The organism is Kaistella flava (ex Peng et al. 2021) (assembly GCF_015191005.1).
GTDB classification, from domain to species: Bacteria; Bacteroidota; Bacteroidia; order Flavobacteriales; family Weeksellaceae; genus Kaistella; species Kaistella flava.
The window spans coordinates 2,981,359-3,006,086 of the sequence record NZ_CP040442.1; the positions used below are offsets into that span (position 1 = coordinate 2,981,359).

Below are 24,728 nucleotides of genomic sequence, written 5' to 3' on the forward strand. Positions count from 1 at the left end.
TGAGATTGATCCATTATTCACAATGAAAAAATATTTTATTTACATATTATATTCGTCGAATTCACATATTTATTACGTTGGATATACATTCTAATGTTAAGAAACGTGTTGATGAGCATAATGAATCAGATAAAAATACGTTCACCTCAAAACATAGACCTTGGGTTCTAAAAGGCTATTTTGGTGTTAATGGCACTGAGGCTAATGCGATAGGAATTGAAAAATTTATAAAGAAACAAAAGTCATCAAAGTTTATTGAGAGGCTTCTTGAAGAAGAAACTGTTTTTTCTGATGTATTAGCCCAGTTGGTTAGAGTCCCGAAGCTTCGGGATTAATCAGAGGGTTCTTGGTTCGAGCCCAAGAAGAGGAGCAAAACCATCATAGAAATGTTGTTCTTTTTTGTTTAAATTCATGGGTAATTAAAAAAAAAATTCTATATTTGCAGGCGCTTAAAGCAAAGAGCAACACTCCTCTTTAGCTCAGTTGGTTAGAGCATCTGACTGTTAATCAGAGGGTCCTTGGTTCGAGCCCAAGAAGAGGAGCAAAACCATCACAGAAATGTGGTGGTTTTTTTGTGTTTATACTTGTGAATATTAAATTGTTTACTTTTGAAAGTCAGTAATTTAGAAGATTATTCACAATGAAAAAATATTTTATTTACATATTATATTCGTCGAATTACATATTTATTACGTTGGATATACTTCTAATATTAAGAAACGTGTTGCTGAGCATAATGAATCAGATAAAAATACGTTCACCTCAAAACATAGACCTTGGGTTCTAAAAGGCTATTTTGATGTTAATGGCACTGAGGCTAATGCGATAGGAATTGAAAAATTTATAAAGAAACAAAAGTCATCAAAGTTTATTGAGAGGCTTCTTGAAGAAGAAACTGTTTTTTCTGGTGTATTAGCTCAGTTGGTTAGAGTCCCGAAGCTTCGGAATTAATCAGAGGGTCCTTGGTTCGAGCCCAAGAAGAGGAGCAAAACCATCATCCCGAAACTTCGGGATGGTGGTTTTTTTGTGTTTAAATTTGTTGTATGTTTTTCTATGTTGTTCTTTTACAATGGGAATTAATAAAATAACAGCATTTTATAAGATGAAAAGTTATTTTATTTGAGTTTTCTTTTCCGCAGGATCCCTTGATTTGCTGCTTTGAATATGATTCTAATGTTCATCAATACAGTGCTAAATACCGTGAATCAGGCAAAACTACTTTCACTTCAAAAACTTAGACTTGGGATTTTAAAGACCTATTTTGTAATTAATGGAATATAGGCTGATGCTGTGAGAATTGAAAAATTTGGAGAGAAACAAAAAACATCAAAGCTTATTGAGGAGCTACCAGAACAAGAAGCGTCATTTAGTTGCGTTTTAGCGCAGTTCGTTATCGTTCGTAAGCTTTGTGATTGATCGGAAGTTCTTCCCTTTAAATTGAGGCGTTAGAAAAAAAGTCAAACCATCATTCAGGAACTAAAGGATGATGTTTTTTTTGCGTTTAATTTTAAAGATGAAGAGGCTTTTAAGGATTATAAGTTGTTTAAAGTCAATCGCTTGTTTAACTTTATTTCCTTTTAGAGGAATAAATTGGCTTGAAAATGATTAATGGAGGTTTTTTAGAAACAATATCTTTAAAGGAAACATTAAAAACAGAAAGCTGTGAAATAACTTAATATTGGTGCAATATCTAATCGAATTCCTTTTAAATGCAAAAAACCACCATTAATTAAAATGATGGTTTCAATAAAATAAAATTCCAGTTTATTTCTTCTTCATCGCTTTCGCAATATTCACAATTACTTTCACCGCTTTCTCCATAGATTCCAAGCAAACATATTCATAAGGTCCGTGGAAGTTAATTCCGCCCGCAAAAATATTTGGACAAGGTAAACCCATATAAGAAAGCTGTGCGCCGTCTGTGCCGCCTCGTATGGCTTTTATTTTAGGTTCAATGTTCGCGTCTTTCATCGCTTGTTCTGCAATATCTACAATATGCATTTTTCCTTCAAACTGTTGCTTCATGTTGCGGTACTGTTCTTTGATTTCAATTTCGGCAGTTCCCGCACCAAATTTTTTGTTGAATTCTGCGACAACATCGGTCATGAATTTTTTTCTTGCTTCAAACTTATCATTATCGTGATCACGAATGATGTATTGAATTTTCGCTTCAGAAACTTCAGATTTTAAATCAGTTAAATGATAGAAACCTTCGAATCCTCTTGTAGTAGAAGGTGTTTCGTTTTCAGGGAGCATTTTGATAAACTCTGCTGCCAATAAAGAAGCGTTCACCATTTTACCGATCGCATAACCAGGATGCACGCTCAAGCCGTGAATTTTCACAACCGCTCCGGCCGCGTTAAAATTTTCATATTCCAGCTCACCAACTTCACTTCCGTCCATTGTGTAAGCCCATTCTGCTCCGAATTTCTTTACATCAAATTTATGCGCGCCTCTTCCGATTTCTTCATCAGGCGTAAATCCAATAGCAATTCTACCATGTTTAATTTCTGGATGTGCCAGTAAAAATTCTGCAGCAGTAACGATTTCTGCCACACCTGCTTTGTCATCAGCACCAAGTAAAGAAGTTCCGTCAGTTGTAATTAAAGTTTTTCCGACGTAATCTTTTAAAGTTTCAAATTTTGTTGAAGAAAGGATAAATCCTGTTTCTTTATTCAAAAGCAAATCGCCTCCGTCGTAATCATCCCAAATCTGCGGGTTTACATTTTCACCATTAAAGTCAGGTGAAGTATCATAATGCGATATAAAACCTACAACTGGTTCATCGTCGTTTTCTAAATTTGAAGGAACATAAGCGTAAATATAGCCGTGTTCGTCCATTGAAACATCACTTAGTCCAAGCGTTTGTAATTCTTCGAAAATATATTTTGCAATATCCCATTGTTGTGGAGTAGAAGGCGTCGCTTCACTTTCAGGATCACTGGTCGAATATATTTTTACATAATTAATGAAACGGTTCTGTAGCTTCAGTTTCCAGTCAAGGTTAAAATCTATGGTCGTCATAATTGCATATTTTTAACAAAGTTAAAATTTTACGTTGATGATATGGCAAATGTGTCGAAATTATTTCACTTGTATTTATAATTAAGTTTTATTTAAATATTTACTAATCAATGCTTTAAAATAGTTTTAAATTTGTTCAGACGTTTTTTAAAGTTTTGGTATATTTGAGAAAATCAAAAAATAGAAATGTTTCTAACCGAATGTCCACGAGATGCAATGCAAGGTTGGGGTGAATTTATTCCCACGCAAAAGAAGATTGACTACATTAATTCGTTAATGGAAGTAGGTTTTGATGTGCTGGATTGCGGGAGTTTTGTTTCCCATAAAGCAATTCCTCAAATGGCCGATTCTGGAATCGTAATCGATGAGATTGATAAAGGGGTTTCTAATACTAAACTTTCTGTGATCGTTGCTAATTATCGTGGAGCACAAAAAGCGTTGGAGCATCAAGCGGTTGATATTGTAGGATTTCCTTTTTCTATTTCTGAAACTTTTCAATTTAGAAATACCAATAAAAATCAAGAAGAAGCTTTTAACGATATTAAAAAAATCACCGAACTTTTAGAATTGGATGGTCGTGTTTTGAACGTTTACTTTTCAATGGCTTTCGGAAATCCTTATGGTGAAATGTGGAAAGCAGCAGATGTTGATTACTGGGCGCAGCGATTTAATGATATTGGTGTTAAAAATGTTTTACTTTCAGATACCACAGGAACCGGAACTTTAGAACAAATCGAACTGCTCTTTAAAACCATCCCTTCGAAATATCCTGAAATTGATTTCGGCGCACATTTTCATAACCGTTACGAAGATTCTTACAAAAAATTAAAAGCTGCGTACGATAATGGTTGTCGAAGATTCGATTCTGCAATTAAAGGAATTGGCGGTTGCCCAATGGCAAAAGATGATTTGGTGGGTAATATGCCGACTGAGCAAGTCATTAATTTTATGGCTGTAGAAAAAATAGAACACTCTTTAAATTTACTCAATTTCGAAAGTGCTTATAATAAAGCGAAGGATATTTTCCATTTTTAATAATATTAGAAGCATGACAGATGTTTTGTTTTAAAAGTTAAACGAATTCGTTATCTTTATAGTAAAATAAACATAAAACTATGACTTCAACAATTACCTATTTAGGCGACTTCAAAATCGTTTCACAACACGAAAAATCGGGAGCAACTATTACAACTTGCGCACCGTTAAGAGAAGGCGGGACTTCCGAATTATTTTCACCTTCCGATTTGTTTGGGATTTCATACGGACAATCAATGTTAATGGCAGTAGCCGTTTTAGGCGAGCCAAGAGGGATTTTTATTAAAGGTGCTACCTGCGAATTAAAAAAATCAACCTATCCAGAACCGAAAAGAATTGGAACAATTTTTTGTATCGTGAGAATTCCCGGAAAGTTTACAAATGAGCAAAAGAAATTTATAGAAGAAACAGCACTTCATTGTCCTGTTGCGTTATCAATACATCCGAGCGTTCAGAAAACAGTGATGTTCGAATTCGAAGGATAAGATTAATCGCTTTCTATTTTTAACGGCAAAAGAGAGAAGATAAATAGGAGAAAAAGCTGTTCAAAAGATTGTGAAAAAAAGAAAATGTATAAACTGTTCTTCTTTTGCTAACTTTTGAATAGCTTAATTGAAATAAAACTTTTGCGTCTTTTGTGGTTAAAAAAGCATTAAAAAAATTCTTCGTATAATAATGAATGCCGGAAATCTCCGGCATTTTATTTTTAGAACATACCCAATTCAAAACGGGCTTCTTCACTCATCATATCTTTGTTCCAGGAAGGTTCAAAGGTGAGTTCCAAATCGACTTCTTTTACATCTTCAACTTCGGTTACGCGCTCCCGAACTTCTGCGGGTAAGCTTTCTGCAACTGGGCAATTGGGTGTTGTTAAAGTCATAATCACTTTCACCTTACCTTCGTCCGAAATTTGTACATCATAGATTAATCCTAATTCATAAATATCAACCGGAATCTCTGGATCATAAACGGTTTTTAGGGCTGTAATGATATTTTCACCGATTTCGGCAATTTTTTCGTCTGTATATTTCATTCTACTTTGGAACGTTTTAAATTTCACTTTTTTCTAATAAATCTTCCTGACGCATGCGCCGAAAAACATTTGCCAAAGTTAAGACATCTTTTTCACAATATTGAACGATTCTAAATAAGTCTTTCTCTATATAATAGATTGATGCGACCATTGAACCATCGATATCATCTTTTGGAGTTGGGATTCCGAAGAGATGAGCGAGTAATTCTAAGGAGATAAAAGATTTGTAATCACCGAATTTCCAAAGTTCCATGGTGTCGAGATGTGCGATTTCCCACGGTTTCTTTCCGAACATTTGGAAAGGAAGCGGTGGTTGCATGCCATTAATTAAAAATCGTCGGGCAATCCAGGGAAAGTCAAACTCTTTTCCATTGTGCGCGCAAAGGATGACGTCACGTAGTTTCGGTCTGTTAAAGATTTCTCCAAATTCTTCCAAAAGTTTTTTTTCATCGTCACCGGAAAAACTTTTAATCATCAGCTTTCCGTTTTTTTCCAATATTCCGACAGAAATACAAATTATTTTACCGAATTCAGCCATAATCCCACCTCGATCGTGGTAATATTCTTCAGCAGAAAAATCTTCTTTACGTTGAAATCTGGTTTTTTTATCCCAGAGATACTGATCTGTTTCAGCTAAATCTTCCCAATTTCCAGATTGTGGAACTGTTTCAATATCCAGAAATAATACTTTTTCTAAAGGAACATTTTGAATCATAATTTTAATTTTTATCGAAAGTTTTTACCCTATCGGTAATCCGTTTTTCACGGGGAAAGTTGTCGTAAGAATCGTTACCTCTTTATTTTCGCCGTAAACTCCCAAAATCAAACATTCACTTAAGAAGTTGGCAATCTGTTTTTTAGGAAAATTAACGATAGCGATGATTTGTTTTCCAATGAGATTTTCTTTTGAATAAAGTTCAGTAATCTGAGCAGAAGATTTTTTAATTCCTAAATCACCGAAATCGATCTCTAATTGATAGGAAGGATTTCGTGCTTGTGGAAAATCAGAAGCCGAAATAATTGTTCCGCTTCTGATATCGAGTTTTTCGAAAACATCCCAACTGATCTCGGGCTTTATCATTTATTAATTTTTAGCTGAAACAATATAATCATAAACCATTTGATGTTGAGCGTCGTTTAACTTCGCTTTTGGTGCCATCGAATTCATGATTCCTACCCAATCCTGTGCGTTATGATCTGTTGGATTTGGCAAGTCATGACATTTTCCACAAGAATTCTCAAAAACTACTTGACCTTTAGCAAGATGTTCTGCTGTAATAGTTTTAGTTCCTGCTACTGCAGTTCTTGGAGTACAAGAAAACATAAATCCAACCGCCCCTAAAGCAGCGATTAAAAAAGTATAACTGGGAGTTGATTGTTTTTGATGTTTCAATTTCATGACTTTATTTTTTATTATTGATTCAAAAATAAGCAATTTTCTTTTTAGATTTATTTGAATTCACATCGTCATCATTCAAAAAAAACTTTCGCCGAAATCTTAATAACTTCATTTCGTAAAAGAATTGTATTTTTGAATTAATGAAAACCCCTTCTAACCAAGAACTGATAAAAGGAATTCAATCTGGCGACAAACGATTGCTCGGAAAAGCAATCACATTGGTGGAAAGTAAAAAAGCCGAACATCGCGAACAAGCCGAAGAACTTTTAAAAGAAATCTTACCTTTTACCGGAAAGTCAATCAGAGTTGGAATTACCGGAGTTCCGGGCGCAGGAAAATCAACCTTCATCGAAAGTTTTGGAAAGTTGGCCATTCAGCACGGGAAAAAAGTGGCGGTTTTAGCAATCGACCCCAGTTCCTCTTTAAACAAAGGTTCTATTCTGGGCGATAAAACAAGAATGGAAGAATTGTCGAAGGAAAAAAATGCCTTTATTCGTCCAAGTCCGACTTCTGGATTTTTGGGTGGAATTGCTAACGCGACATTTGAGTCGATGTTGATTTGTGAAGCGGCAGGTTACGATTTTATTTTAATAGAAACCGTGGGTGTTGGTCAAAGTGAAGTTTTGGTTTCCGATATTACCGATGTTTTTTTATTCTTAAAGATTATTGGTGGTGGTGACGAACTTCAAGGGATTAAACGCGGCATTATGGAAATGGTAGATCTTATTTTCATTAATAAAGTCGAAGAAGAAAATCGCTTGAAAGCAAAGAATACGAAAGTTGAATTGATGCGTGCGCTTCACTTTTTGCCATCAAAAGAGAAAAACTGGAAAGTTCCGGTTATGCTTGGTTCTGCTTTAAATAATACTGGTTTAGTGGAAGTTTATGACAAAATTGAAGAATTTATTACTTTAAAAATTTCAAATCATTCTTTTGAAGAAACCCGGAAAAAACAGGCAGAGAAACGCTTTGATTATTGGGTTCAGGAATATATTTTACAAAAAACAAAATCAGATAAATCAACAGAAACCTTTTACGAAGAGCATAAAAAAAATGCTTCTGAACTGAAATCAAATCCACGTACAGAAGCAAAAATTTTTGTTGAGAAATTATTAACGAAATAATTTATTTTTTTGCAATAACATTTTTGTTCCTTACATAACCAGCATACGAAGTTGATTTTTGATCACCAGGTTCAAATACAACGTTAGTCTTTCCGTCTTTGAAAACTTCCATTTTAATTGTTATCGGATTATTGCTGTCTTTCGCAATGATTGTTAAAGCAGTGTTGCCTTTTTTATTGATTGTTTTATCCACCGTAAAATCAGAAGAAGTTAAGTGAATCAATCTGTAATCCCAAGTCATATCTTGAATCGTTCCTGATGGACTTGTCTTTGTGTCTTTTAAGCCATAAAATGCAGGAAGAGTTACCATCAACTCATCTTTTGTAACAGTAATCTTATAACCAGAATCTAAGGGTGCAGATTTAGGACTAACAAAGACTTTGCGTTCACGAAAGTTTGGAGGATTGTTCCATGAGTTTCCATTTTGTTTTATTTCTTCTATGTTGTAATTGAAACCATCTTGTTCTCTCTCTGTTGCAATAAAAGTAAAACTTTCTGTTTGTAATGGGTAAACTGCTTTTTTCGAAATTGCATTATTTTGAACGTTACAGGAGGTCGTCATTGATAAAAATACTAAATATGCGATTATTGAAGATAAATTTCTCATAGTAGGTGCTTTTTTTATTAATAGTAGGGTTTTACTAAACTACATCTTTAGTCTGAAATAAAAAAATCAGACAAATCCACTGAAACGTTTTACTAAGAATATAAAAAAATGCTTCTGACCTGAAATCAAATCCAAGTACAGAAGCAAAAATTTTTGTTGAGAAATTATTGAAGAAATAATTTAATTCTTCAATGCTGTATTATCAGTGATATACCCATCATAAGAAATAGGTTGTCTGTCATTAGAATCAATGGATACATACGCTTTTCCATTTGTGAAAACTTGCATTGTAATTGTACGAATGTTTTGCTGATCGTTTGCAATGATAGTGTAAATAGAACTTCCTTTTTTACCATCTTTTTTATTAACGGTAAAATCTTTAGAAGTAAATCGGTAAGAGTTTTTACTAGGGTCAATATTAGGAGTGTACATTCTTCCAAAATATGGTAATGTAACGTCTAATTTATCTTTTCTAATTTCAATCGTGTAACCAGGATCTAAATCCAACATTCTAGATGAACTTCCATTAGGCAAAGAGTTAATCACATTGATGACATCGATGTTGTTTGGATTTGCACGTTCAGCGATGAAAGTAAATTCGTTAGACTGCAATAAAGAAGTAATATTTGCTGGAGCAACATTGTTTTGGGTACTGCAAGAAAATGCTAAAGCGAGTACGAAAACGGCAACGCATATTTTGAATAAATTTTTCATATAATTTTTCTTGTAATCATGCAAAAATTATGCAATATTGTACATCAAATTTTTATTTGGAATAAAAATTGTTTAAAGGAAGATTATATTAAAATAAACTACAATGAATAAATTAAATAAATTTCTAGGAATCACGGCACTTTCAGTTGTGATGGTTGCATGTACTACTAATCCAATTACTGGACGGTCATCTTTGCAATTGGCCAATAATCAAGAGATTACGGCAATGGCTCTTCAGCAATATAAGCAAGCGTTATCGGAGGCAAAGGTTATCAAAGGGACAACTGCTGCAAAAAGTGTTCAGAATGTTGGTTTAAGAATTAAGAATGCTGCTAATAATTATTACAGAGGTATTGGTAGAGAAGCAGATCTTGTTAATTATCAGTGGGAATTTAATTTACTTGATGATAAACAAATTAATGCTTGGTGTATGCCAGGTGGTAAAGTTGCAGTTTATAGCGGTATTTTGCCAATCACTAAAACTGATGCAGGTTTAGCAGTGGTTTTGGGCCACGAGATTTCTCACGCACTTGCTGGTCATGGTAATGAGAGAATTTCGCAAGGTATGATTGCCGAATATGGAGGTGCTATTTTAGGAAGTACAATCTCAAACGGTCAATTAGCTGCAATTTTTCAACAAGCTTATCCGATTGGTGCTCAGGTTGCACTATTGAAATACGGAAGAAGTCAAGAGCTAGAAGCTGATGAAATGGGACTTTATTTAATGAGTATGGCGGGTTATGATCCGAGAGAAGCACAACCTTTCTGGCAAAGAATGGAAGTTGCCTCAACAGGAAACCGACCTCCAGAATTTCTTTCAACTCACCCGAATCCTGATACCAGAAGAGCAGATTTAGAAAAACACATGTCAAAAGCTTTGGAATATTACAGAGCTGCTGGCGGTAAAGTATAATACTTCTAATAATTTATAACGTAACCTTTCCTTATTTTTCTTAAATTTGGAAAGGTTTTTTAATTCTATAACTATGAAAAATTTATCTTTTATTGGTCTTTTATTGCTTGGTCTGGCATTTTTGCTTTACTATATGTTGCCGCAATTTTCTTTTGTTAAACTTTTTGAGCCAATCAACTTAATGGGTATTCTTGCCGGAATAGGAATCGGTTTAATTATCGGCGGGATTGTAGGATACGTCAGCAAAGGAACTGCTCTAAAACAAGAAGAGAAGAAACGAGAATTAATTCAACTTCGGAAAGAAAAAGAAGATCTCGAAAAGCAGGCCGCCGAATTGGCAAGACAACAAACTGTCAATTATACAAGAACAGACGAAACTAAAAATCCTCCGAATTACTAATTCAGAGGATTTTTTATGGTCAATTAAAATTGATTTTTCTTAAAACTCATAACCTAAACCTACCATAAATAAACTTGGTCTGCTGTCATAACGAATGGTTTCGCTAGTGCCGTTGTTATTGTTAATGAAGTCTCTTTGATCTTTTGTAAATGCTCCTTCATATTTAGCATTTACAATTAATTTTTGAAATTGAACTTGCGCTCCAAATTGATAACCTACTGTAAAATCCTTAGTTGCATTTTCTTTAAAATCTGCAAATTGATTATCAGTAGAAAGATTATAAGAAGCTACAGGGCCTGCAAAAATCCCTAAGTTATCTCCCAGTATTTTATATCCTAAAAGAATTGGAACATCAACTCTGTTGCTTTTCGCTTCTAAAGTAGTATTGGTTTCTGGAACATTAAATTCAGTTTTGAAAGTAGTATAATAAATTTCGGGCATTAGAAATAACGAAGCTGGTAAATTTACTTTCGCAGAAAGACCAACATTAAAACCAGTATTGTTCTTTCCTGATTCGTTATATGCGGTTACAGCTGAACCTTTGATGCTTTCCCAAGATGGTTTATCTGTTGGGAAAAGTAAGTTTGCTTTTGCTGCAAATTTTATCTGTGCAGATCCTAAGACGCTTGCGCCAATTAGCATGACGCTAAGTACTTTATTCATTTTTATGGGGTTTTGTTATAATATTGTCGATGGAGGTCTTATTTGTTTTCATAAAGTACTCGCGTAATTCTTTAAACAATTCTGAGGAATAAACGAAATCGATAAGGTTTTTATTGCCTGCATTAATCAGGATGTCTTTATCGCCTTCCCATTCCTTGATCCCAAGTCGGAGATATACAATTTTCTCGCCAATCGTCATAACAGAATTCATATCGTGTGAATTAATGATGGTCGTCGTATTATATTCCTTCGTAATTTCTAAAAGCAAATCATCAATAATATTAGAAGTGTAAGGATCCAGTCCGGAATTCGGCTCATCACAAAAAAGATATTTTGGATTGTTTACAATTGCTCTTGCAATCGCAACTCTTTTCTGCATTCCACCAGAAATTTCTGAAGGATATTTTCGGTTGGCTTTTTCTAAATGAACACGTCCAATAACCTCAAAAGCACGTCTCTTCTTTTCTCTGAAAGTTAGATTGGTAAACATGTCTAAAGGGAAAGTGATATTCTCTTCCACCGTCATCGAGTCGAAAAGAGCACTTCCTTGAAATACCGTTCCGATTTCAGCTCGTAAACTTTGTTTTTGATCACGTGACATTTTATTAATATCCTTGCCATCAAAAAGAATTTCCCCTGAAGTTGGCTGATAAACATTAAGCAAGCTTTTCAAAAAAACGGTTTTTCCTGATCCACTTTGACCAATGATTAGGTTTACTTTTCCGGTTTCAAAAGTGGTTGAGATTCCTTTTAAGACTTCGACTTCATCAAATTTTTTCTTTAAATCTTTTACTTCTATCATTAGCTTAGGAACATTTGAGTTAATATTAAGTTCATAATAATAATGGCGACAATCGTCCAAACTACTGCTTGTGTACTTGCGCGGCCAACTTCCAGTGAACCACCTTTTACATTATAACCAAAATAAGCAGGGATTGTTGCAATTAAAAAAGCAAATACCGCTGTTTTGAAAAAGGCATACCAGATAAAGTGCTGTGGCATATACATTTGAATTCCGGTGATATAATCTGCTTTACTCCAACTTCCGGTCAAGGTTCCAGCTAAATATCCTCCCCAGATTCCAAACACAATACTAATTGCAATGAGTAAAGGATTAAAAATTATGCTGGCTAAAATCTTTGGTAAAATTAGAAAATTCGGAGAGTTAACTCCCATAATATCTAAAGCATCAATTTGTTCGGTAACTCGCATCGTTCCTATACTCGAAGCAATATAGGATCCAACTTTACCAGCTAAAACAACTGATATAATGGTAGGTGCAAATTCTAAGATCAGAACCACTTTAGTCGCATATCCAATAAACGAGTTTGGAATCGGAAAAGATGATGCGCTGAAGTTATTAAACATTTGAATCGCTACAACTGCTCCTACGAAGGTGGACGTAAAGAGAACCAATCCGAAAGAATTAACTCCCAAATCATAAATTTCACGCATGAACAATTTACCGAATATGGAGGCCTTCTGAGGCTTTTTTAAGGTTTTTGATAGGAGAAGGAAATATGCGCCAACTTGGCTCAACAGATTTTTTAACATGTTGCAAAATTAGTGTTTTTTATTTTTTAATGGAGTTTTAATTAGCGTTCTTATCACCGCCGATTACTAAAAAGATCGTTTTGGCAATAATCACTAAGTCTAACATTAACGTCCAGTTTTTCACATAAAACGCATCGGCAAGAATTCTTTTTTGCATTTTGAGATCGACATCCCCTGAGTCACCGCGCAATCCATTTACCTGAGCCATGCCCGTAACACCAGGTCTCACTAAACTTCTTATCGAGTAACGGCCAATTTTTAGTTTGTAAAAATCATCAACTAAAAGCATGTGAGGTCTTGGTCCCACAACTGACATGTCACCTTTTAAAACATTCATAAATTGTGGCATTTCATCTAAACTTGTCTTTCGAAGAAATTTACCAATTTTTGTTATCCGATGGTCATTTTCTTCCGTTGTTTTGGTTGCAGAGTGGCCATTAACACGCATGGTGCGGAATTTCATGCAATTAAAAACTTCATCATGATAGCCATATCTTTTTTGAATAAAGAAGATGGGTCCTTTACCATCCAATTTAATTAAAAGGGCAATAATCGGAAACAGCCAAGTACAGATAAAAACCAATATAAAAACAGAAAATACCAGATCGAATGTTCGCTTTAATACAATGTTTGTTAAGTAATCCAATGGGAATTTAGACCGAACTAAAATGGGTTGAGTTTCAATGTATCCCAATTCATACTCAAAGAAATTATTTATTATTACACTGGGAATTAACGAGATACGAACTTTGTGCACCTCTGCCAACCGATGGATTTCTGATTCCTGCTCCTTATTGTAATTTTGTGGTTCAGTAGAAATATACATGGTGTGTATTCCATTACCTTTCCAGTACTTGACTAGATTTTCAAAATTAAAAAGTTTTTCATTTGGGTAATCGTAAATTTTGAAGCCATAATCTTTCCGTTCTTTTAAAATATTTTTTAGTATTTCTGATGAAGAGTCGGATGATAGAAACATCACATTTCGATAGTTGAGTCCTTTAGTTCTAATATATTTTAAAGTAAAAAAAAGCGTTGATTTAATGATGAATAGTAGAAAGAATAGACTTAATCCCAGCAGAAATCGGTCTTGTTTTAAAAAATCGTTATTACTTACTTTCGCTAATAAAATAACCCCAAAAATGAAAATTAAAATATGAGTAACCAATCGCTCCAAATAAATGGTGTACGTAATATTCCGGGCTACGGAATACAACTTGGTTCTACTGCTGAGTAAAATCCAGTAAAATATAAGTAAGGTAATCGAAAGAATATTTTGTTCTGATGTTTCTTCCGAAAAAAGATGATCATTATTCCTAAGAAAAAAATATACAAAAACTGCTGCTATCACAACAACATCGATGAGAATAAAAGCAGTCTTGAAATATCGAGAATATCGAATTCTTTGCATATAGCATTTTAATTAGAAGGTAAATCTAATATAATTTATGGAATATTCAAATATTTATGAGTTTGCACCGAAGCTTGCCATCTTGGATTTGCCAATATAAAGTCAGTGATTTTCGGATACATCTCCTCTCTTTTGCTCCATTCACTTTGAAGATAAAGTTTACAGTTTCCTGAAACTTTCGCTGCTTGTTCTTCCGCAAATTTGAAATCGTTATTATTAAAAATAATCATTTTCAACTCATTCGCTTTCGCATAAATTGCGGGTTTTGGTAAACCGGTTTTTTTAGGTGAAAGGGTAATCCAATCTAAAGTTCCAGACATTTCATACGCTCCCGAAGTTTCAATATGAATTTCACAACCGAGTTGTTTTAACTTATTCGTTAAGATTTCCAGATTCCACATCAAAGGTTCACCACCAGTTAAAACGATGGTTTTACAAAAACTTGCTGCAGTTACGGCAATTTCTTCTGTATTCATCAAAGGATGTAAATTCGGATCCCAACTTTCTTTCACATCACACCAATGGCAACCGACGTCGCAGCCTCCTAGTCTGATAAAATATGCGGCTTTCCCCGTGTGGGCACCTTCACCTTGTATGGTGTAAAAATGCTCCATCACTGGGAGCATTTTACCTTCTTTTAATAAAATATTTTCTTCTTCTTTAATCATTATATACTGAAGTTTTATAGGCCAAAATCGTGTTTTTCATCAACATGGCTCTTGTCATAGGACCAACTCCACCTGGAACGGGAGTAATCCAACTTGCTTTTTCTTTACAACTTTCAAAATCGACATCGCCGACCAATTTGTATCCTTTTTCAGATTCATCTTCAACTCGGGTAATTCCCACGTCAATGATTATTGCACCTTGTTTAATCATATCTGCTTTTAAGAAATTAGGATCGCCTAAAGCAGTAATGATGATGTCTGCATTTCTAGTGAATTCTTCGATATGAGGAGTATAAGAGTGGGTAAGAGTTACCGTTGAATTTCCTGGGAAATCTTTTCTCCCCATTAAAATACTCATTGGTTTTCCTACAATTCTACTTCTTCCAATAACAACGCAGTGTTTTCCTTTAGTATCAATCTCGTATCTTTCTAATAAAGTCAAAATTCCAAATGGAGTTGCCGGTAAAAAGGTGTCCATTTCCAAGGCCATTTTTCCAAAGTTTTCAGGGTGGAAACCATCAACATCTTTTCTTGGATCAATTGCCATGATAATTTTCTCCTGGTCGATTTGTTTTGGTAAAGGCAACTGAACGATGAATCCATCAACATCTTTCGATTTATTCAATTCGTCGATTTTCTCCAAAAGTTCTGCTTCAGAAACCGTACTTGGAAAATCTACCAATGAAGATTTAAAACCAACTTCTTTACAGTCTTTGATTTTATTATTCACATAAGTCATGCTCGCGCCGTTTTTTCCAACCAAAATCGCTACCAAATGTGGTGGTCGTCTATGGTTTTCAACAATCTTGTCAACGTCAATGCGGATTTCATTTTTAATTTCCTTGGAGACTTTCAGTCCATCGAGAATTTGTGCCATTTCGTTTTTATTTTAGATTTACTTTTTCTCTTTAAAATACTGAATCAAACCATTCGTAGAAGAGTCATGAGAGATAACAGGTTCTGTATTCTTTAATTCAGACAAAATTTTCCCAGCTAAAACTTTTCCTAATTCTACTCCAAATTGATCGAAACTGAATATGTTCCAAATGATACCTTGAACAAAGATTTTATGTTCATATAATGCAATCAGTTGTCCTAATGAAAAAGGAGTTAATTCATTGAATATAATTGAGTTAGTTGGTGTGTTTCCGTGGAAGACTTTATAGTTAACTAATCTTTCAATTTCCTCTTCTGAAAGTCCGGATTTTGCTAATTCAGCTCTTACTTCTTCCTCCGTTTTTCCAAATGCTAATGCTTCTGTTTGAGCAAAAAAGTTCGCCATTAATATTTCCTGATGGTCAGAAACCACGTTGCAAGATTTTGCATATGCGATAAAATCTGCGGGAATTAATTCTGTTCCCTGATGAATCAATTGATAGAAAGCGTGTTGACCATTGGTTCCAGGTTCTCCCCAGATAATCGGTCCCGTTTCATATTCTACGAATTCACCATTTCTGTCTACACATTTTCCATTGCTTTCCATATCACCTTGTTGAAGGTAAGCTGCGAAGCGATCTAAATATTGCGAGTAAGGTAAAATTGCATACGTTCCAGCATCAAAGAAATTACGATACCAGATTCCAGTAAGAGCCATGATTACAGGAACGTTTTCTGTAAAGGCAGCAGTTTGAAAATGAGTGTCAGTTTCATTGGCTCCTTTTAATAATTGTTCAAAGTTTTCATAACCTACAGAAAGTACGATGCTTAAACCGATTGCGCTCCAAAGTGAATATCTTCCACCTACCCAATCCCAGAATTCGAATATGTTTTCTTCTGCAATTCCGAAATTTTTCACGGCTTCTATATTTGTAGAAAGTGCCACGAAATGTTTGGCTACCTCTTCTTGTTTTCCGGCTTTCAAAAACCAATCCTTTGCAGATTCTGCATTGGTAATTGTTTCCTGGGTGGTAAAAGTTTTAGAAGCGATAATGAAAAGTGTCGTTTCTGGATTTAAGTCTTTGGTAACTTCCGCGATGTGATTTCCATCAACATTAGAAACGAAATGCACATTCAACCTTGTTTTAAAATGTTTCAAAGCCGAACAAACCATTACTGGTCCTAAATCAGATCCGCCAATTCCAATATTCACAACATCGGTAATTTCTTTCCCTGAGAAACCTTTGTGTTCACCGGAAATAATTTTCTCGGAGAAGGTTTTCATTTGGTCTAAAACTCTTTTAATTGCAGGTTTAATATTTTCACCATCAACCAAAATTTCTTTATCTGAAAAATCTCTTAAGGCGGTATGCAAAACAGCTCTTCCTTCTGTCTCATTGATTTTGTCGCCCGAAAACATAGCACTGATTGCGGATTTTAAATCACATTCTTCTACTAAATTTTGTAAAAGATCAAAGGTTTTTTGATCAATTAGATTTTTAGAAAAGTCGAAAAGATAATCTTCTCTTTTAATCGAAAATTGTTGAAATCTTTCAAGATTATTTTGAAAAAGCGTTCGAAGGTCGAAATCGTTTTGAGCAAAATGTTCATGTAGATTTTTCCACGCGGTGGTCTGTGTAGGATTTATTTTCGGTAACATTCTAGAAATTTTAAATTACAGATTTTAAATTTTCTTATTTTTAAAATCGTCACAAATTTACGGAAAAATAAAACCTCCGAAAAATTCCGAAGGCTGAAGTTTGGCATATATAAATGTTGATTATTGACCGACAGGTTTATTGCTTACGTAAGCGGGAATAAGCACGGCAGCGGCTAAAGCTCCTACAACGATAAGAACAGTTCCTATCGTGTTGCTTTTCTTAATTTTTGAAATGTCCGCTTTTTCTATAACGAAGTTTTTCTCGTCGTCATTTTTACCAGTGATTTTATCTTCCTCGATTTTTAAAATTCTGAATTTCTCTTGTGTCCCATTGTTTTTAACAAAAGTATAAGTCTTCCCTGTTTGCAGTGCAGAATCTATTTCTTTTTTCTTATTTGAAACCAAAGTTGTTGTGCATGAGCTTAATAGAATCATTGAGCTTAAAGTCAAACTTGTAAAAATGCTTTTCATTAATTTTTTTTCGCAAAACTAATAAAATGTTGAGCGTTTTGTTTCAATTTACTTTGAAATGTTTTCAGACTCTGAATTTTCAAAAAGAGGTTTTCGTTTTTTAATAATGTAAAAAATAACGGCGCCAATTAATAGAATTGGCCAGATTGTTACCAACCCAATTATTAATTTTTGAATGATATAAAAGCCCTCAACAAAAGCATTTTTCACATCATAAAAAAAGTTGAATTTGTATTTATTATCAATGTTTCTGGTATTGGTAATAGCGATTTCAGCAATGCGAAGTTTCGGTTCTTTTAGGTAAATGTCTACAGTGCTGTATTTTAACTGGTCTGTCATTTCAAAATCAGCTACTTTCTGATAATTGGCTTCAGATTGATTTTCATCAGCCATATTGACTTTGTCCTTGTGAGTTTTTAGTTGAGAAATATTCGCTTCAGTTTTAGCATTTCTTTTCGTTTCCAGATTTGCTAATTTAATATTGGCAGTGACATCTTCTGCAGTAATATTTCTTGTGTTCAGAAATAATTTTTTAGCATTAATAAAAGTTAGGAATTCTCCCAGCTTTTCGGTGGGAACTCGAACTTGGATTGAATTTTCTGTTTGAAATTTTCGAACTAATGTGGCGCTTTCATCAGAAGTATTGAAGGTTTCTTCGGAAATAATCTGTGAGTTCAATCGACTTGAAGTTACAAATCCACGTAAATCTTTTAATTGTTTTTCTATGGAAATGGTCGCGTCGTAAACATCTTTTACCTCCATATTTACATCAGCAGATTTGATAAATTGTTTGTCTTTAACCTGTAAAGTGGCGGCTGAGGAAATGCTGTCTGATATTTCTGAAGTCGCAGTATATTCAGCAGTTGCTTGATGATTTGCACCACCAGTTTCTGTCTTATTACAAGAAAAAATAATGGTTAGTAGTAAGGAACCAAGAACGATGTTGGAAGTTGGTGATTTCATAACGGAATTTTTAATTGATTAATTGAATCAAATTTCCGCCTGAATCATTTGTAAAGTTTGTAAATGAATTCTATACTTCTTGTAAAATCAATTTTGCAATATAACTAATTGATAAACAGTTTTTTAATCATTTATTCCTTTTCTTCTAAAGTGATGTTTTTAGTGATTTTGTATTTTTTACGGGGTTTTTTCAGTTTCGTTTCTTCACCTAAAACTCTTCCCCAAGGTTCTAAACCTTCAACTCTTTCAAATATAATTTTTAGAATTGCTAAAAAGGGAATACTCAAAAACATCCCGGAGATTCCCCATAATTCTTCACCGATTAAAAGTCCGATGAAAGTGAAGAGGGCATTGATTTTTACTTTTGAACCTACGACCAAAGGAAGGGTGATATTTCCATCAATTGCATGAATTGCCAAATAACCAAGCAAGACAAAAAGAGTGTGATTACCGCCAGTTGCAAAAGAAATTAAACAAGCTATTAAACTTGAAAATATAATTCCAACATAAGGAATTACATTCATTAAGCCAGTCAAAACGCCCAAGAGAATTGCATATTTCACTCCTAAAACTGACAGTAAAATACTCGTTAAACTACTGACAATAATTATTTGAATAAATAATCCTGTAATATAACTCTTGATGATTTTTTGAATTTCTACAATTGCTTCATTTACTTTTGCAAAATGCTGATTTTGGAATATTGAAATAATGAATTGATATAAAACCCGACGATAATTTAATATGAAAATGAAAAACAAAGCACTGAAGATAAAGAACGCCATCGTTGATGAAAACATCGAAACGGTAAAGCCTAAAATGAGTCCGGTAGAAGAAAGTAGTTTTTCTAATAGCTGATTAAAATAACTCATTTGTTTGGCAAAATTAAGATGGAAGGTATGAGAAACCCAAATTTGTAACTCATTAAAAGATCTTGAAACTTGTGCTTTTAAAACGGGAAAATCATCTGCGAAATCACTGAGCTGCACCGAGAAGAAATAAACTAATCCGGTTAAAAAAAGCAGCATCACAAAAAGAGAGGAGAAGGTAGAAAGTGTTCGTGAGAATCGCAGTTTTCTCTCCAGGAAATTAGCAAAAGGGAGAAATAAAAGTGCCATTAAAATAGAAAAAAATAAGGGAGCCAAAACCCCTTTACCGATTTTAGCCAAATATCCTAAAGCCAAAATACTGATGAGTACCAAAGCTAATCTCGCAACAAAAGGGAGTTTAATATCTTTCATAACACAAAATAACGACAATTTTTCTTTTATTGAAATAAAAAACGCTTCAAAATAAATTGAAGCGTTTCTAAGTTTTCTATTTTTCAATTGCCAAATCAATAACTTCGCTCATTCGCTGCACGTAATTGATTTTCAAATTCTTAAGGTAATCCTTTTTGATTTCTTCTACATCTTTTCTGTTGGCTTCACAAAGAATGATTTCCTTGATTCCTGCTCTCGCTGCGGCGAGAAGTTTCTCTTTAATTCCACCGACAGGAAGAACTTTACCACGCAAGGTAATTTCTCCGGTCATCGCTAAGTGAGATTTCACTTTCTTATTTTTAAAGCTCGAAACAATAGATGTTAACATCGCGATTCCTGCAGAAGGTCCATCTTTCGGTGTTGCACCTTCCGGAACATGAACGTGAATGTTATTTTTCTGAATGTCCTCAGATGAAATTCCTAACTCATCATGTTTTGCTTTGATGTATTCCAAAGCAATAGTTGCGGATTCTTTCATCACATTTCCGAGATTTCCAGTCATGGTTAAGTTTCCTTTTCCTTCACTCAAAATACTCTCAATAAAGAGAATGTCACCTCCGACTTGAGTCCAGGCTAAACCAGTTACAACTCCCGGAACTCCAGTGATTTCAGATAAGCTTTTAGGGCGCGGAACTCCCAAGATTTCATCGACTTTGTCCACCGTTATTTTTGGATCGTATGCTTTTTCCATCGCAGTTTGCAACGCAACCCATCTTGCAATGGAAGCGATTTGTTTTTCCAAGCCACGAACTCCACTTTCAGAAGTATGCGCATCGATGATATGTTTCAATTCAGCATTGCCGAGTTTAAACGATTTTGCATCTAAACCATTTTCTTCCTGCTGTTTTTTAATGAGATGACGTTTTGCGATTTCTACCTTTTCTTCTAAAGTATAACCGGAAATTTCGATAATTTCCATTCGGTCAAGAAGTGGTCTCTGAACTGTAGAAAGTGAATTTGCAGTTGCAATAAACATCACTTTCGATAAGTCATAACCCATTTCTAAAAAGTTATCATAGAAAGAATTATTTTGTTCAGGATCCAAAACTTCTAATAAAGCAGAACTTGGATCGCCGTGAATGCCAGTAGCAATTTTATCAATTTCATCTAAAACAATTACTGGATTTGAGGTTCCTGCTTTTTTAATGGATTGTAGAATTCGTCCTGCCATCGCACCAATATAGGTTTTACGGTGACCACGGATTTCTGATTCATCGTGAAGTCCACCTAAAGAAACACGGATGTATTTTCTGCCCAAAGAATCTGCAATCGATTTTCCTAATGAAGTTTTACCAACTCCCGGAGGACCGACTAAACATAAAATCGGCGATTTCATATTGTTTTTCAACTTTAGAACCGCCATGTGTTCTAAAATTCTTGTCTTGATATCTTCTAAACCGTAATGGGCTTTATCCAAAACTTTTTCGGCTTTAATAATATCAAAAACGTCTTTCGAATATTTCTCCCAAGGTAATTCTGTAAAGAAATCTAAGTAGTTTCGCTGAACATTATAGTCTGGGGAATTTGGATTTTGTCTTTGGAGACGGTTGATTTCTTTTTTGAAATGTTCCTCAACTTCATCATTCCATTTTACTTTTTTAGCTTTTTCTAAAAGTTCCTCAACATCAGATTCTGGACCGCCGCCTAATTCATCTTGAATGGTTCTGATCTGCTGATTAAGGAAATATTCGCGCTGTTGTTTATCGAGATCTTTCGAAGTTTTATTGTGAATCTGACTTCTCAATTCTAATTTTCGAAATTCATCATGCATCAAAGTGTAGCATTTTTCAGCACGAATCATTAGGTTTTTTTCTTCCAGTAATTTCTGTTTTTCGTTTGGTGAAAAATTAGCGTTTGAACAAACAAAGTTTAATAAATCCTCATTGTCAGAAATGTTTTTAATGGCAAAGTTTGCAGCATTCGGAATGTTTGGATCAATGTCAATGATCTTCAACGCCAAATCTTTTACGTTTTCCAATAACGCTTCGTATTCTTCTTTTTTCTTGGTAGAAGTATCTTTAAGTTTAGTGATTTCTGCTTTGAAATAAGGTTTTGTCCCAGTGAATTCTTTTACTTTAAATCTTTGGAAACCTCTTGTGATTGCGGTAATATTACCTTCAGGAAGTTTAATGATTTTGAGGATTTTCGCCAATGTTCCAACTTGAAATAAATCACCAGTCGTTGGATTTTCAATGCTGGAATTGTTTTGAGTAATGATTCCGATGTATTCATTATTCCGTTGTGCCTCCTCTAAAAGTTTGATCGACATCTCTCTACCAGCGGTAATTGGGATAATTACTTTAGGAAACATCACCATATTCCTAACCGGAAGGATTGGAAATACAGTTTGTTCATTATTTTCATCGTGATCCAATATATCAGAAATGTTAATTTCTTCAGATACAATACCGAAAGCGTCGTCTAACATTTCGTCAAAGTTTAGGTCGTCAAATTCTGTCATAATATTGTGGAATGACAAATTGTCATTTTTTATAGATTGTTAAAGGTGATTAGCCGTATTTAGTCGTTTAAGTACGGATATTAATAAGGTTAGTGTAATTTCACAATCACTATGCCAAGCGAAAATTTAGACAAAATTACCATCAAACTGCCTCGTGTTTTAAATAAGTGTGCAATTTTTTTTCTAATCTGTTAAAAATGTGTATTTTCGCAAACTGATAAAATTATACAAAAAAATGGCAATTTTAGGACAAATAAGAAACAGACCTTGGCTTTTGATGGGGATTATTGCAGTTGCAATGTTGGCTTTCGTGGTGAATCCCGATAGTCTTGAAAAGCTATTTGGCGCAGAGCCAGGTGTTTACGGTAAAGTAAACGGAGAAGAGATTTCTAAAGAAGATTTCGATGATCAACTTTTCATGCTTCAGCAGCAAGCCCAACAGCAAGGCCAACCTACAAAAGGATTGGAAGAGCAGACTTGGCAAATGTTAGTGCAGTCTAAACTCATCAAACAGCAGTTTGAGAAAATGGGTTTGACTTTAACAGAAGACATGTTCTGGAATCAATTGCAGTTTGATCCTATGTTTGCGCAGAATAAAGAGTTGTTTGACGAGAAAGGTAATTTCAAAGTTCAGGAACTTAAAAGTCAAGTAGAACAAATGAAAGGAACCAATGTTGAAGCATATAACAATTGGTTGAAAACAAGAAAATCGATCGAGTACAGAATGATGGCAAGACAACTTTTTGCCAACGTGACTACCGGGATTACCGCAAGCAAAAAAGAAGCTGAGGAAATCATGAAAGAAAGAGATCAACTTGCAGATATTGATTTTGTAAAAGTTGACTATACTCAGTATGCTCAAAAAAATCCAGTTAAAGTAACTACTACAGATTTATCTGATTATATTAATAAACATGCAATCTTGTTCAAAAGAGATGCAAGTAGAAATTTAGGACTTGTTTATTTTCCTGCCGCTCCAAGTGCGCAAGATGATACAGCTTCTGAAGCAGAAATCAATAAATTATTTAAAGGAGGAAGTGATTTAAGCGGAAATGAAAGTTTTCAAAATACAAAAAACGATTCTATGTTTATTGCATTGAATTCTGATTTACCATTTAACCCAAGCTATTTTTCAAAAGATCAGTTGCCAATGTCAATTAGAGACAAGGTGGCTACCGCAAGTATTGGTGAAACTTTCGGACCTTATAAAGAACAAAACTTCTATGTGGTTTCTAAGGTGTTAGATAAAAAAGCGTCTGATTCTACTTTGTCACGTCACATTTTAGTTTCTTACAAAGGAAATCAAGCTGGTGGTGATGCAACAAGAACGAAAGAACAAGCTAAAAAATTGGCAGATTCAATAGGTGCTGTTGTAAAAGCAGATCCATCTAAATTCACAGAATTCTTAAAGTATTCATCTGATCCAGGTTCTGCAGCACAAGGTGGAAGTGTGGGTTGGACTACTCCTGCTACACCATTCGTTCCAGAATACTTAAAGTTCTTGGCAACTAACGGAAAAGGAGCAACAGCAGTTGTAGAAACTCAGTACGGTTATCATATCATTAATATTGAAGATAAGAAATCAGGAGCGATGACTTATAAAGTGGCGAACTTAGTGAAAGCGATTAAAGCTTCTGATAAAACAGAAAACGAAATCTACACGAAAGCGACCAAGTTTATTCAGCAAGTTCAAGGAAAAAGTTTCAACGACTTTGCAAACATTGCGAAGAAAGATAATTACATTTTCTCTAATCCAACAGAGGTTGGAAGATTCCAAGGACAGCTTCCTGGTTTAGGAACTGACAAAGATGACGATATCATCGCTTGGAGTTTTGACAAGAAAAGAAAGAAAGGGGATACTGATATTTTCACAGTAGACGGAACAGGTGATAAAATTGTTGCTTACGTTAATGGAATCCAAGATGCAGGAACTGCAGATCCAGAAGCAGTAAGAGAACAAATCGAACCGATGGTGAAAAACAAATTGATGGCTAAGCAGATTTCTGATAAAATCACTGCAGCTAAAGCGACGAACTTAGATCAAATTGCTAAACTATTTGGAGTAACGAAACAATCTGCGCAAGTAAATATGTTGAACCCACAAGTTAATGGCGCAATGGAGCCAAGAGTTGCTGGAGCAGCATTTGGAGTTGCTAAAAATAAATTATCAAATCCTGTTGAAGGAATGACTGGAGTTTATGTAGTTTTGAAAAAATCTGAAACAACAAATAAACAACCTGGCGACCTTAAGCAAATGACTGAAGCGATTGCAGGACAGAACGCACAACAGTTTGGTCAAGCATTATTAAAAAGCTTACAAGACAACGCAAAAATTAAAGATTATAGAATCGAACTTTATAATAAAGCTTCACAGCAATAATTTTTAAAATAAAATAATTGATAAAAGCGACCTTTTACGGGTCGCTTTTTTTGTTTCTGGTTTCCGTGCTTTTATCGGAGGTTTATTTAAAATGTATTATATTTGTCCCC

At 34.5% G+C, this 24,728-nt stretch carries 26 protein-coding genes and 1 tRNA gene; 9 read left to right on the plus strand and 18 right to left on the minus strand.

The annotated features are described in order from the left end of the window. Nucleotides 1-77 precede the first annotated feature (77 nt). The 3 genes from Q73A0000_RS13370 to Q73A0000_RS17195 all read left to right on the plus strand — a co-directional run bounded on the left by Q73A0000_RS13370 (nucleotide 78) and on the right by Q73A0000_RS17195 (nucleotide 951). Nucleotides 78-335 (plus strand): GIY-YIG nuclease family protein, encoded by a 258-nt coding sequence (locus Q73A0000_RS13370; protein WP_193811436.1) that lies wholly within the window; start codon nucleotides 78-80, stop codon nucleotides 333-335. Between the two features lie 133 nt (nucleotides 336-468). Continuing rightward, a tRNA-Asn gene (locus Q73A0000_RS13375) sits at nucleotides 469-542 on the plus strand. 169 nt (nucleotides 543-711) lie between these two features. Further along, the gene (locus Q73A0000_RS17195) at nucleotides 712-951 is read left to right on the plus strand and encodes a GIY-YIG nuclease family protein (RefSeq protein WP_410504132.1); all 240 of its coding nucleotides are present in this window, start codon (nucleotides 712-714) and stop codon (nucleotides 949-951) included. Nucleotides 952-1,764: 813 nt separating this feature from the next. On the opposite strand, the gene pepT is transcribed toward Q73A0000_RS17195, so the two are convergent. Beyond that, nucleotides 1,765-3,024: a peptidase T gene (gene pepT, locus Q73A0000_RS13385; protein WP_193811437.1), complete on the minus strand. Its 1,260-nt coding sequence runs from the start codon at nucleotides 3,022-3,024 to the stop codon at nucleotides 1,765-1,767. Nucleotides 3,025-3,210: 186 nt separating this feature from the next. Between pepT and Q73A0000_RS13390 the strand changes: the two genes are divergently transcribed. After that, entirely contained in the window at nucleotides 3,211-4,059 is an 849-nt protein-coding gene (locus Q73A0000_RS13390) for a hydroxymethylglutaryl-CoA lyase (protein WP_193811438.1), read from the plus strand. 80 nt (nucleotides 4,060-4,139) lie between these two features. Next, entirely contained in the window at nucleotides 4,140-4,544 is a 405-nt protein-coding gene (locus Q73A0000_RS13395) for an OsmC family protein (protein WP_193811439.1), read from the plus strand. A gap of 221 nt (nucleotides 4,545-4,765) precedes the next feature. On the opposite strand, the gene Q73A0000_RS13400 is transcribed toward Q73A0000_RS13395, so the two are convergent. The 4 genes from Q73A0000_RS13400 to Q73A0000_RS13415 are packed head-to-tail and all read right to left on the minus strand — an operon-like array spanning nucleotide 4,766 to nucleotide 6,491. Next, on the minus strand, nucleotides 4,766-5,092 hold the full coding sequence (locus tag Q73A0000_RS13400; RefSeq protein WP_193811440.1) for an SUF system Fe-S cluster assembly protein: 327 nt from the start codon (nucleotides 5,090-5,092) through the stop codon (nucleotides 4,766-4,768). A 16-nt stretch (nucleotides 5,093-5,108) separates the two neighbouring features. Beyond that, nucleotides 5,109-5,807 (minus strand): 3'-5' exonuclease, encoded by a 699-nt coding sequence (locus tag Q73A0000_RS13405; RefSeq protein WP_193811441.1) that lies wholly within the window; start codon nucleotides 5,805-5,807, stop codon nucleotides 5,109-5,111. Nucleotides 5,808-5,831: 24 nt separating this feature from the next. After that, nucleotides 5,832-6,173: a tRNA-binding protein gene (locus tag Q73A0000_RS13410; protein ID WP_193811442.1), complete on the minus strand. Its 342-nt coding sequence runs from the start codon at nucleotides 6,171-6,173 to the stop codon at nucleotides 5,832-5,834. A gap of 3 nt (nucleotides 6,174-6,176) precedes the next feature. After that, nucleotides 6,177-6,491 carry a cytochrome C gene (locus Q73A0000_RS13415; RefSeq protein WP_244140745.1) on the minus strand — a complete coding sequence of 105 codons (315 nt, stop codon included), beginning with the start codon at nucleotides 6,489-6,491 and terminating at the stop codon, nucleotides 6,177-6,179. 140 nt (nucleotides 6,492-6,631) lie between these two features. On the opposite strand from Q73A0000_RS13415, the gene meaB reads away from it, so the two are divergent. Then, nucleotides 6,632-7,615, plus strand: coding sequence for a methylmalonyl Co-A mutase-associated GTPase MeaB (meaB, locus tag Q73A0000_RS13420; RefSeq protein ID WP_193811443.1), 984 nt, complete (start codon nucleotides 6,632-6,634; stop codon nucleotides 7,613-7,615). 1 nt (nucleotide 7,616) lies between these two features. On the opposite strand, the gene Q73A0000_RS13425 is transcribed toward meaB, so the two are convergent. Then, a complete protein-coding gene (locus Q73A0000_RS13425; RefSeq protein ID WP_193811444.1) occupies nucleotides 7,617-8,222 on the minus strand; it encodes a DUF4251 domain-containing protein in 606 nt (201 codons plus the stop codon). A 180-nt stretch (nucleotides 8,223-8,402) separates the two neighbouring features. Then, nucleotides 8,403-8,936, minus strand: a complete 534-nt coding sequence (locus Q73A0000_RS13430) for a DUF4251 domain-containing protein (protein ID WP_193811445.1) — start codon at nucleotides 8,934-8,936, stop codon at nucleotides 8,403-8,405. 103 nt (nucleotides 8,937-9,039) lie between these two features. Between Q73A0000_RS13430 and Q73A0000_RS13435 the strand changes: the two genes are divergently transcribed. Beyond that, nucleotides 9,040-9,849 (plus strand): M48 family metallopeptidase, encoded by an 810-nt coding sequence (locus tag Q73A0000_RS13435; protein ID WP_193811446.1) that lies wholly within the window; start codon nucleotides 9,040-9,042, stop codon nucleotides 9,847-9,849. 73 nt (nucleotides 9,850-9,922) lie between these two features. Further along, nucleotides 9,923-10,249, plus strand: a complete 327-nt coding sequence (locus Q73A0000_RS13440; RefSeq protein WP_193811447.1) for a hypothetical protein — start codon at nucleotides 9,923-9,925, stop codon at nucleotides 10,247-10,249. A gap of 39 nt (nucleotides 10,250-10,288) precedes the next feature. Here the strand turns inward: Q73A0000_RS13440 and Q73A0000_RS13445 are convergent, their stop codons facing one another. The 11 genes from Q73A0000_RS13445 to lon form a co-directional block, all read right to left on the minus strand. Continuing rightward, on the minus strand, nucleotides 10,289-10,912 hold the full coding sequence (locus Q73A0000_RS13445) for an outer membrane beta-barrel protein (protein ID WP_193811448.1): 624 nt from the start codon (nucleotides 10,910-10,912) through the stop codon (nucleotides 10,289-10,291). Continuing rightward, nucleotides 10,905-11,714, minus strand: a complete 810-nt coding sequence (locus Q73A0000_RS13450; protein WP_193811449.1) for an ABC transporter ATP-binding protein — start codon at nucleotides 11,712-11,714, stop codon at nucleotides 10,905-10,907. Before Q73A0000_RS13450 ends, Q73A0000_RS13445 begins: the two co-directional genes overlap by 8 nt. After that, nucleotides 11,714-12,466, minus strand: coding sequence for an MlaE family ABC transporter permease (locus Q73A0000_RS13455; protein ID WP_193811450.1), 753 nt, complete (start codon nucleotides 12,464-12,466; stop codon nucleotides 11,714-11,716). The genes Q73A0000_RS13450 and Q73A0000_RS13455 overlap by 1 nt, the downstream gene beginning before the upstream one ends. 37 nt (nucleotides 12,467-12,503) lie before the next feature. After that, nucleotides 12,504-13,877 carry an exopolysaccharide biosynthesis polyprenyl glycosylphosphotransferase gene (locus tag Q73A0000_RS13460; protein WP_193811451.1) on the minus strand — a complete coding sequence of 458 codons (1,374 nt, stop codon included), beginning with the start codon at nucleotides 13,875-13,877 and terminating at the stop codon, nucleotides 12,504-12,506. Between the two features lie 35 nt (nucleotides 13,878-13,912). Continuing rightward, nucleotides 13,913-14,545, minus strand: a complete 633-nt coding sequence (locus tag Q73A0000_RS13465) for a 7-carboxy-7-deazaguanine synthase QueE (protein WP_193811452.1) — start codon at nucleotides 14,543-14,545, stop codon at nucleotides 13,913-13,915. Continuing rightward, nucleotides 14,538-15,422, minus strand: a complete 885-nt coding sequence (locus Q73A0000_RS13470; protein ID WP_193811453.1) for a bifunctional 5,10-methylenetetrahydrofolate dehydrogenase/5,10-methenyltetrahydrofolate cyclohydrolase — start codon at nucleotides 15,420-15,422, stop codon at nucleotides 14,538-14,540. Before Q73A0000_RS13470 ends, Q73A0000_RS13465 begins: the two co-directional genes overlap by 8 nt. A gap of 18 nt (nucleotides 15,423-15,440) precedes the next feature. Beyond that, a complete protein-coding gene (pgi, locus tag Q73A0000_RS13475; RefSeq protein WP_193811454.1) occupies nucleotides 15,441-17,081 on the minus strand; it encodes a glucose-6-phosphate isomerase in 1,641 nt (546 codons plus the stop codon). 120 nt (nucleotides 17,082-17,201) lie between these two features. Then, nucleotides 17,202-17,552, minus strand: coding sequence for a hypothetical protein (locus Q73A0000_RS13480; protein WP_193811455.1), 351 nt, complete (start codon nucleotides 17,550-17,552; stop codon nucleotides 17,202-17,204). A 48-nt stretch (nucleotides 17,553-17,600) separates the two neighbouring features. Next, nucleotides 17,601-18,515, minus strand: a complete 915-nt coding sequence (locus Q73A0000_RS13485) for a DUF4349 domain-containing protein (RefSeq protein WP_193811456.1) — start codon at nucleotides 18,513-18,515, stop codon at nucleotides 17,601-17,603. A 131-nt stretch (nucleotides 18,516-18,646) separates the two neighbouring features. Beyond that, nucleotides 18,647-19,756: an AI-2E family transporter gene (locus Q73A0000_RS13490; protein ID WP_193811457.1), complete on the minus strand. Its 1,110-nt coding sequence runs from the start codon at nucleotides 19,754-19,756 to the stop codon at nucleotides 18,647-18,649. 76 nt (nucleotides 19,757-19,832) lie between these two features. Next, nucleotides 19,833-22,238 carry an endopeptidase La gene (gene lon / locus Q73A0000_RS13495; RefSeq protein WP_193811458.1) on the minus strand — a complete coding sequence of 802 codons (2,406 nt, stop codon included), beginning with the start codon at nucleotides 22,236-22,238 and terminating at the stop codon, nucleotides 19,833-19,835. A gap of 235 nt (nucleotides 22,239-22,473) precedes the next feature. Between lon and Q73A0000_RS13500 the strand changes: the two genes are divergently transcribed. Beyond that, nucleotides 22,474-24,618: a peptidylprolyl isomerase gene (locus tag Q73A0000_RS13500; RefSeq protein ID WP_193811459.1), complete on the plus strand. Its 2,145-nt coding sequence runs from the start codon at nucleotides 22,474-22,476 to the stop codon at nucleotides 24,616-24,618. Nucleotides 24,619-24,728: the final 110 nt, after the last annotated feature.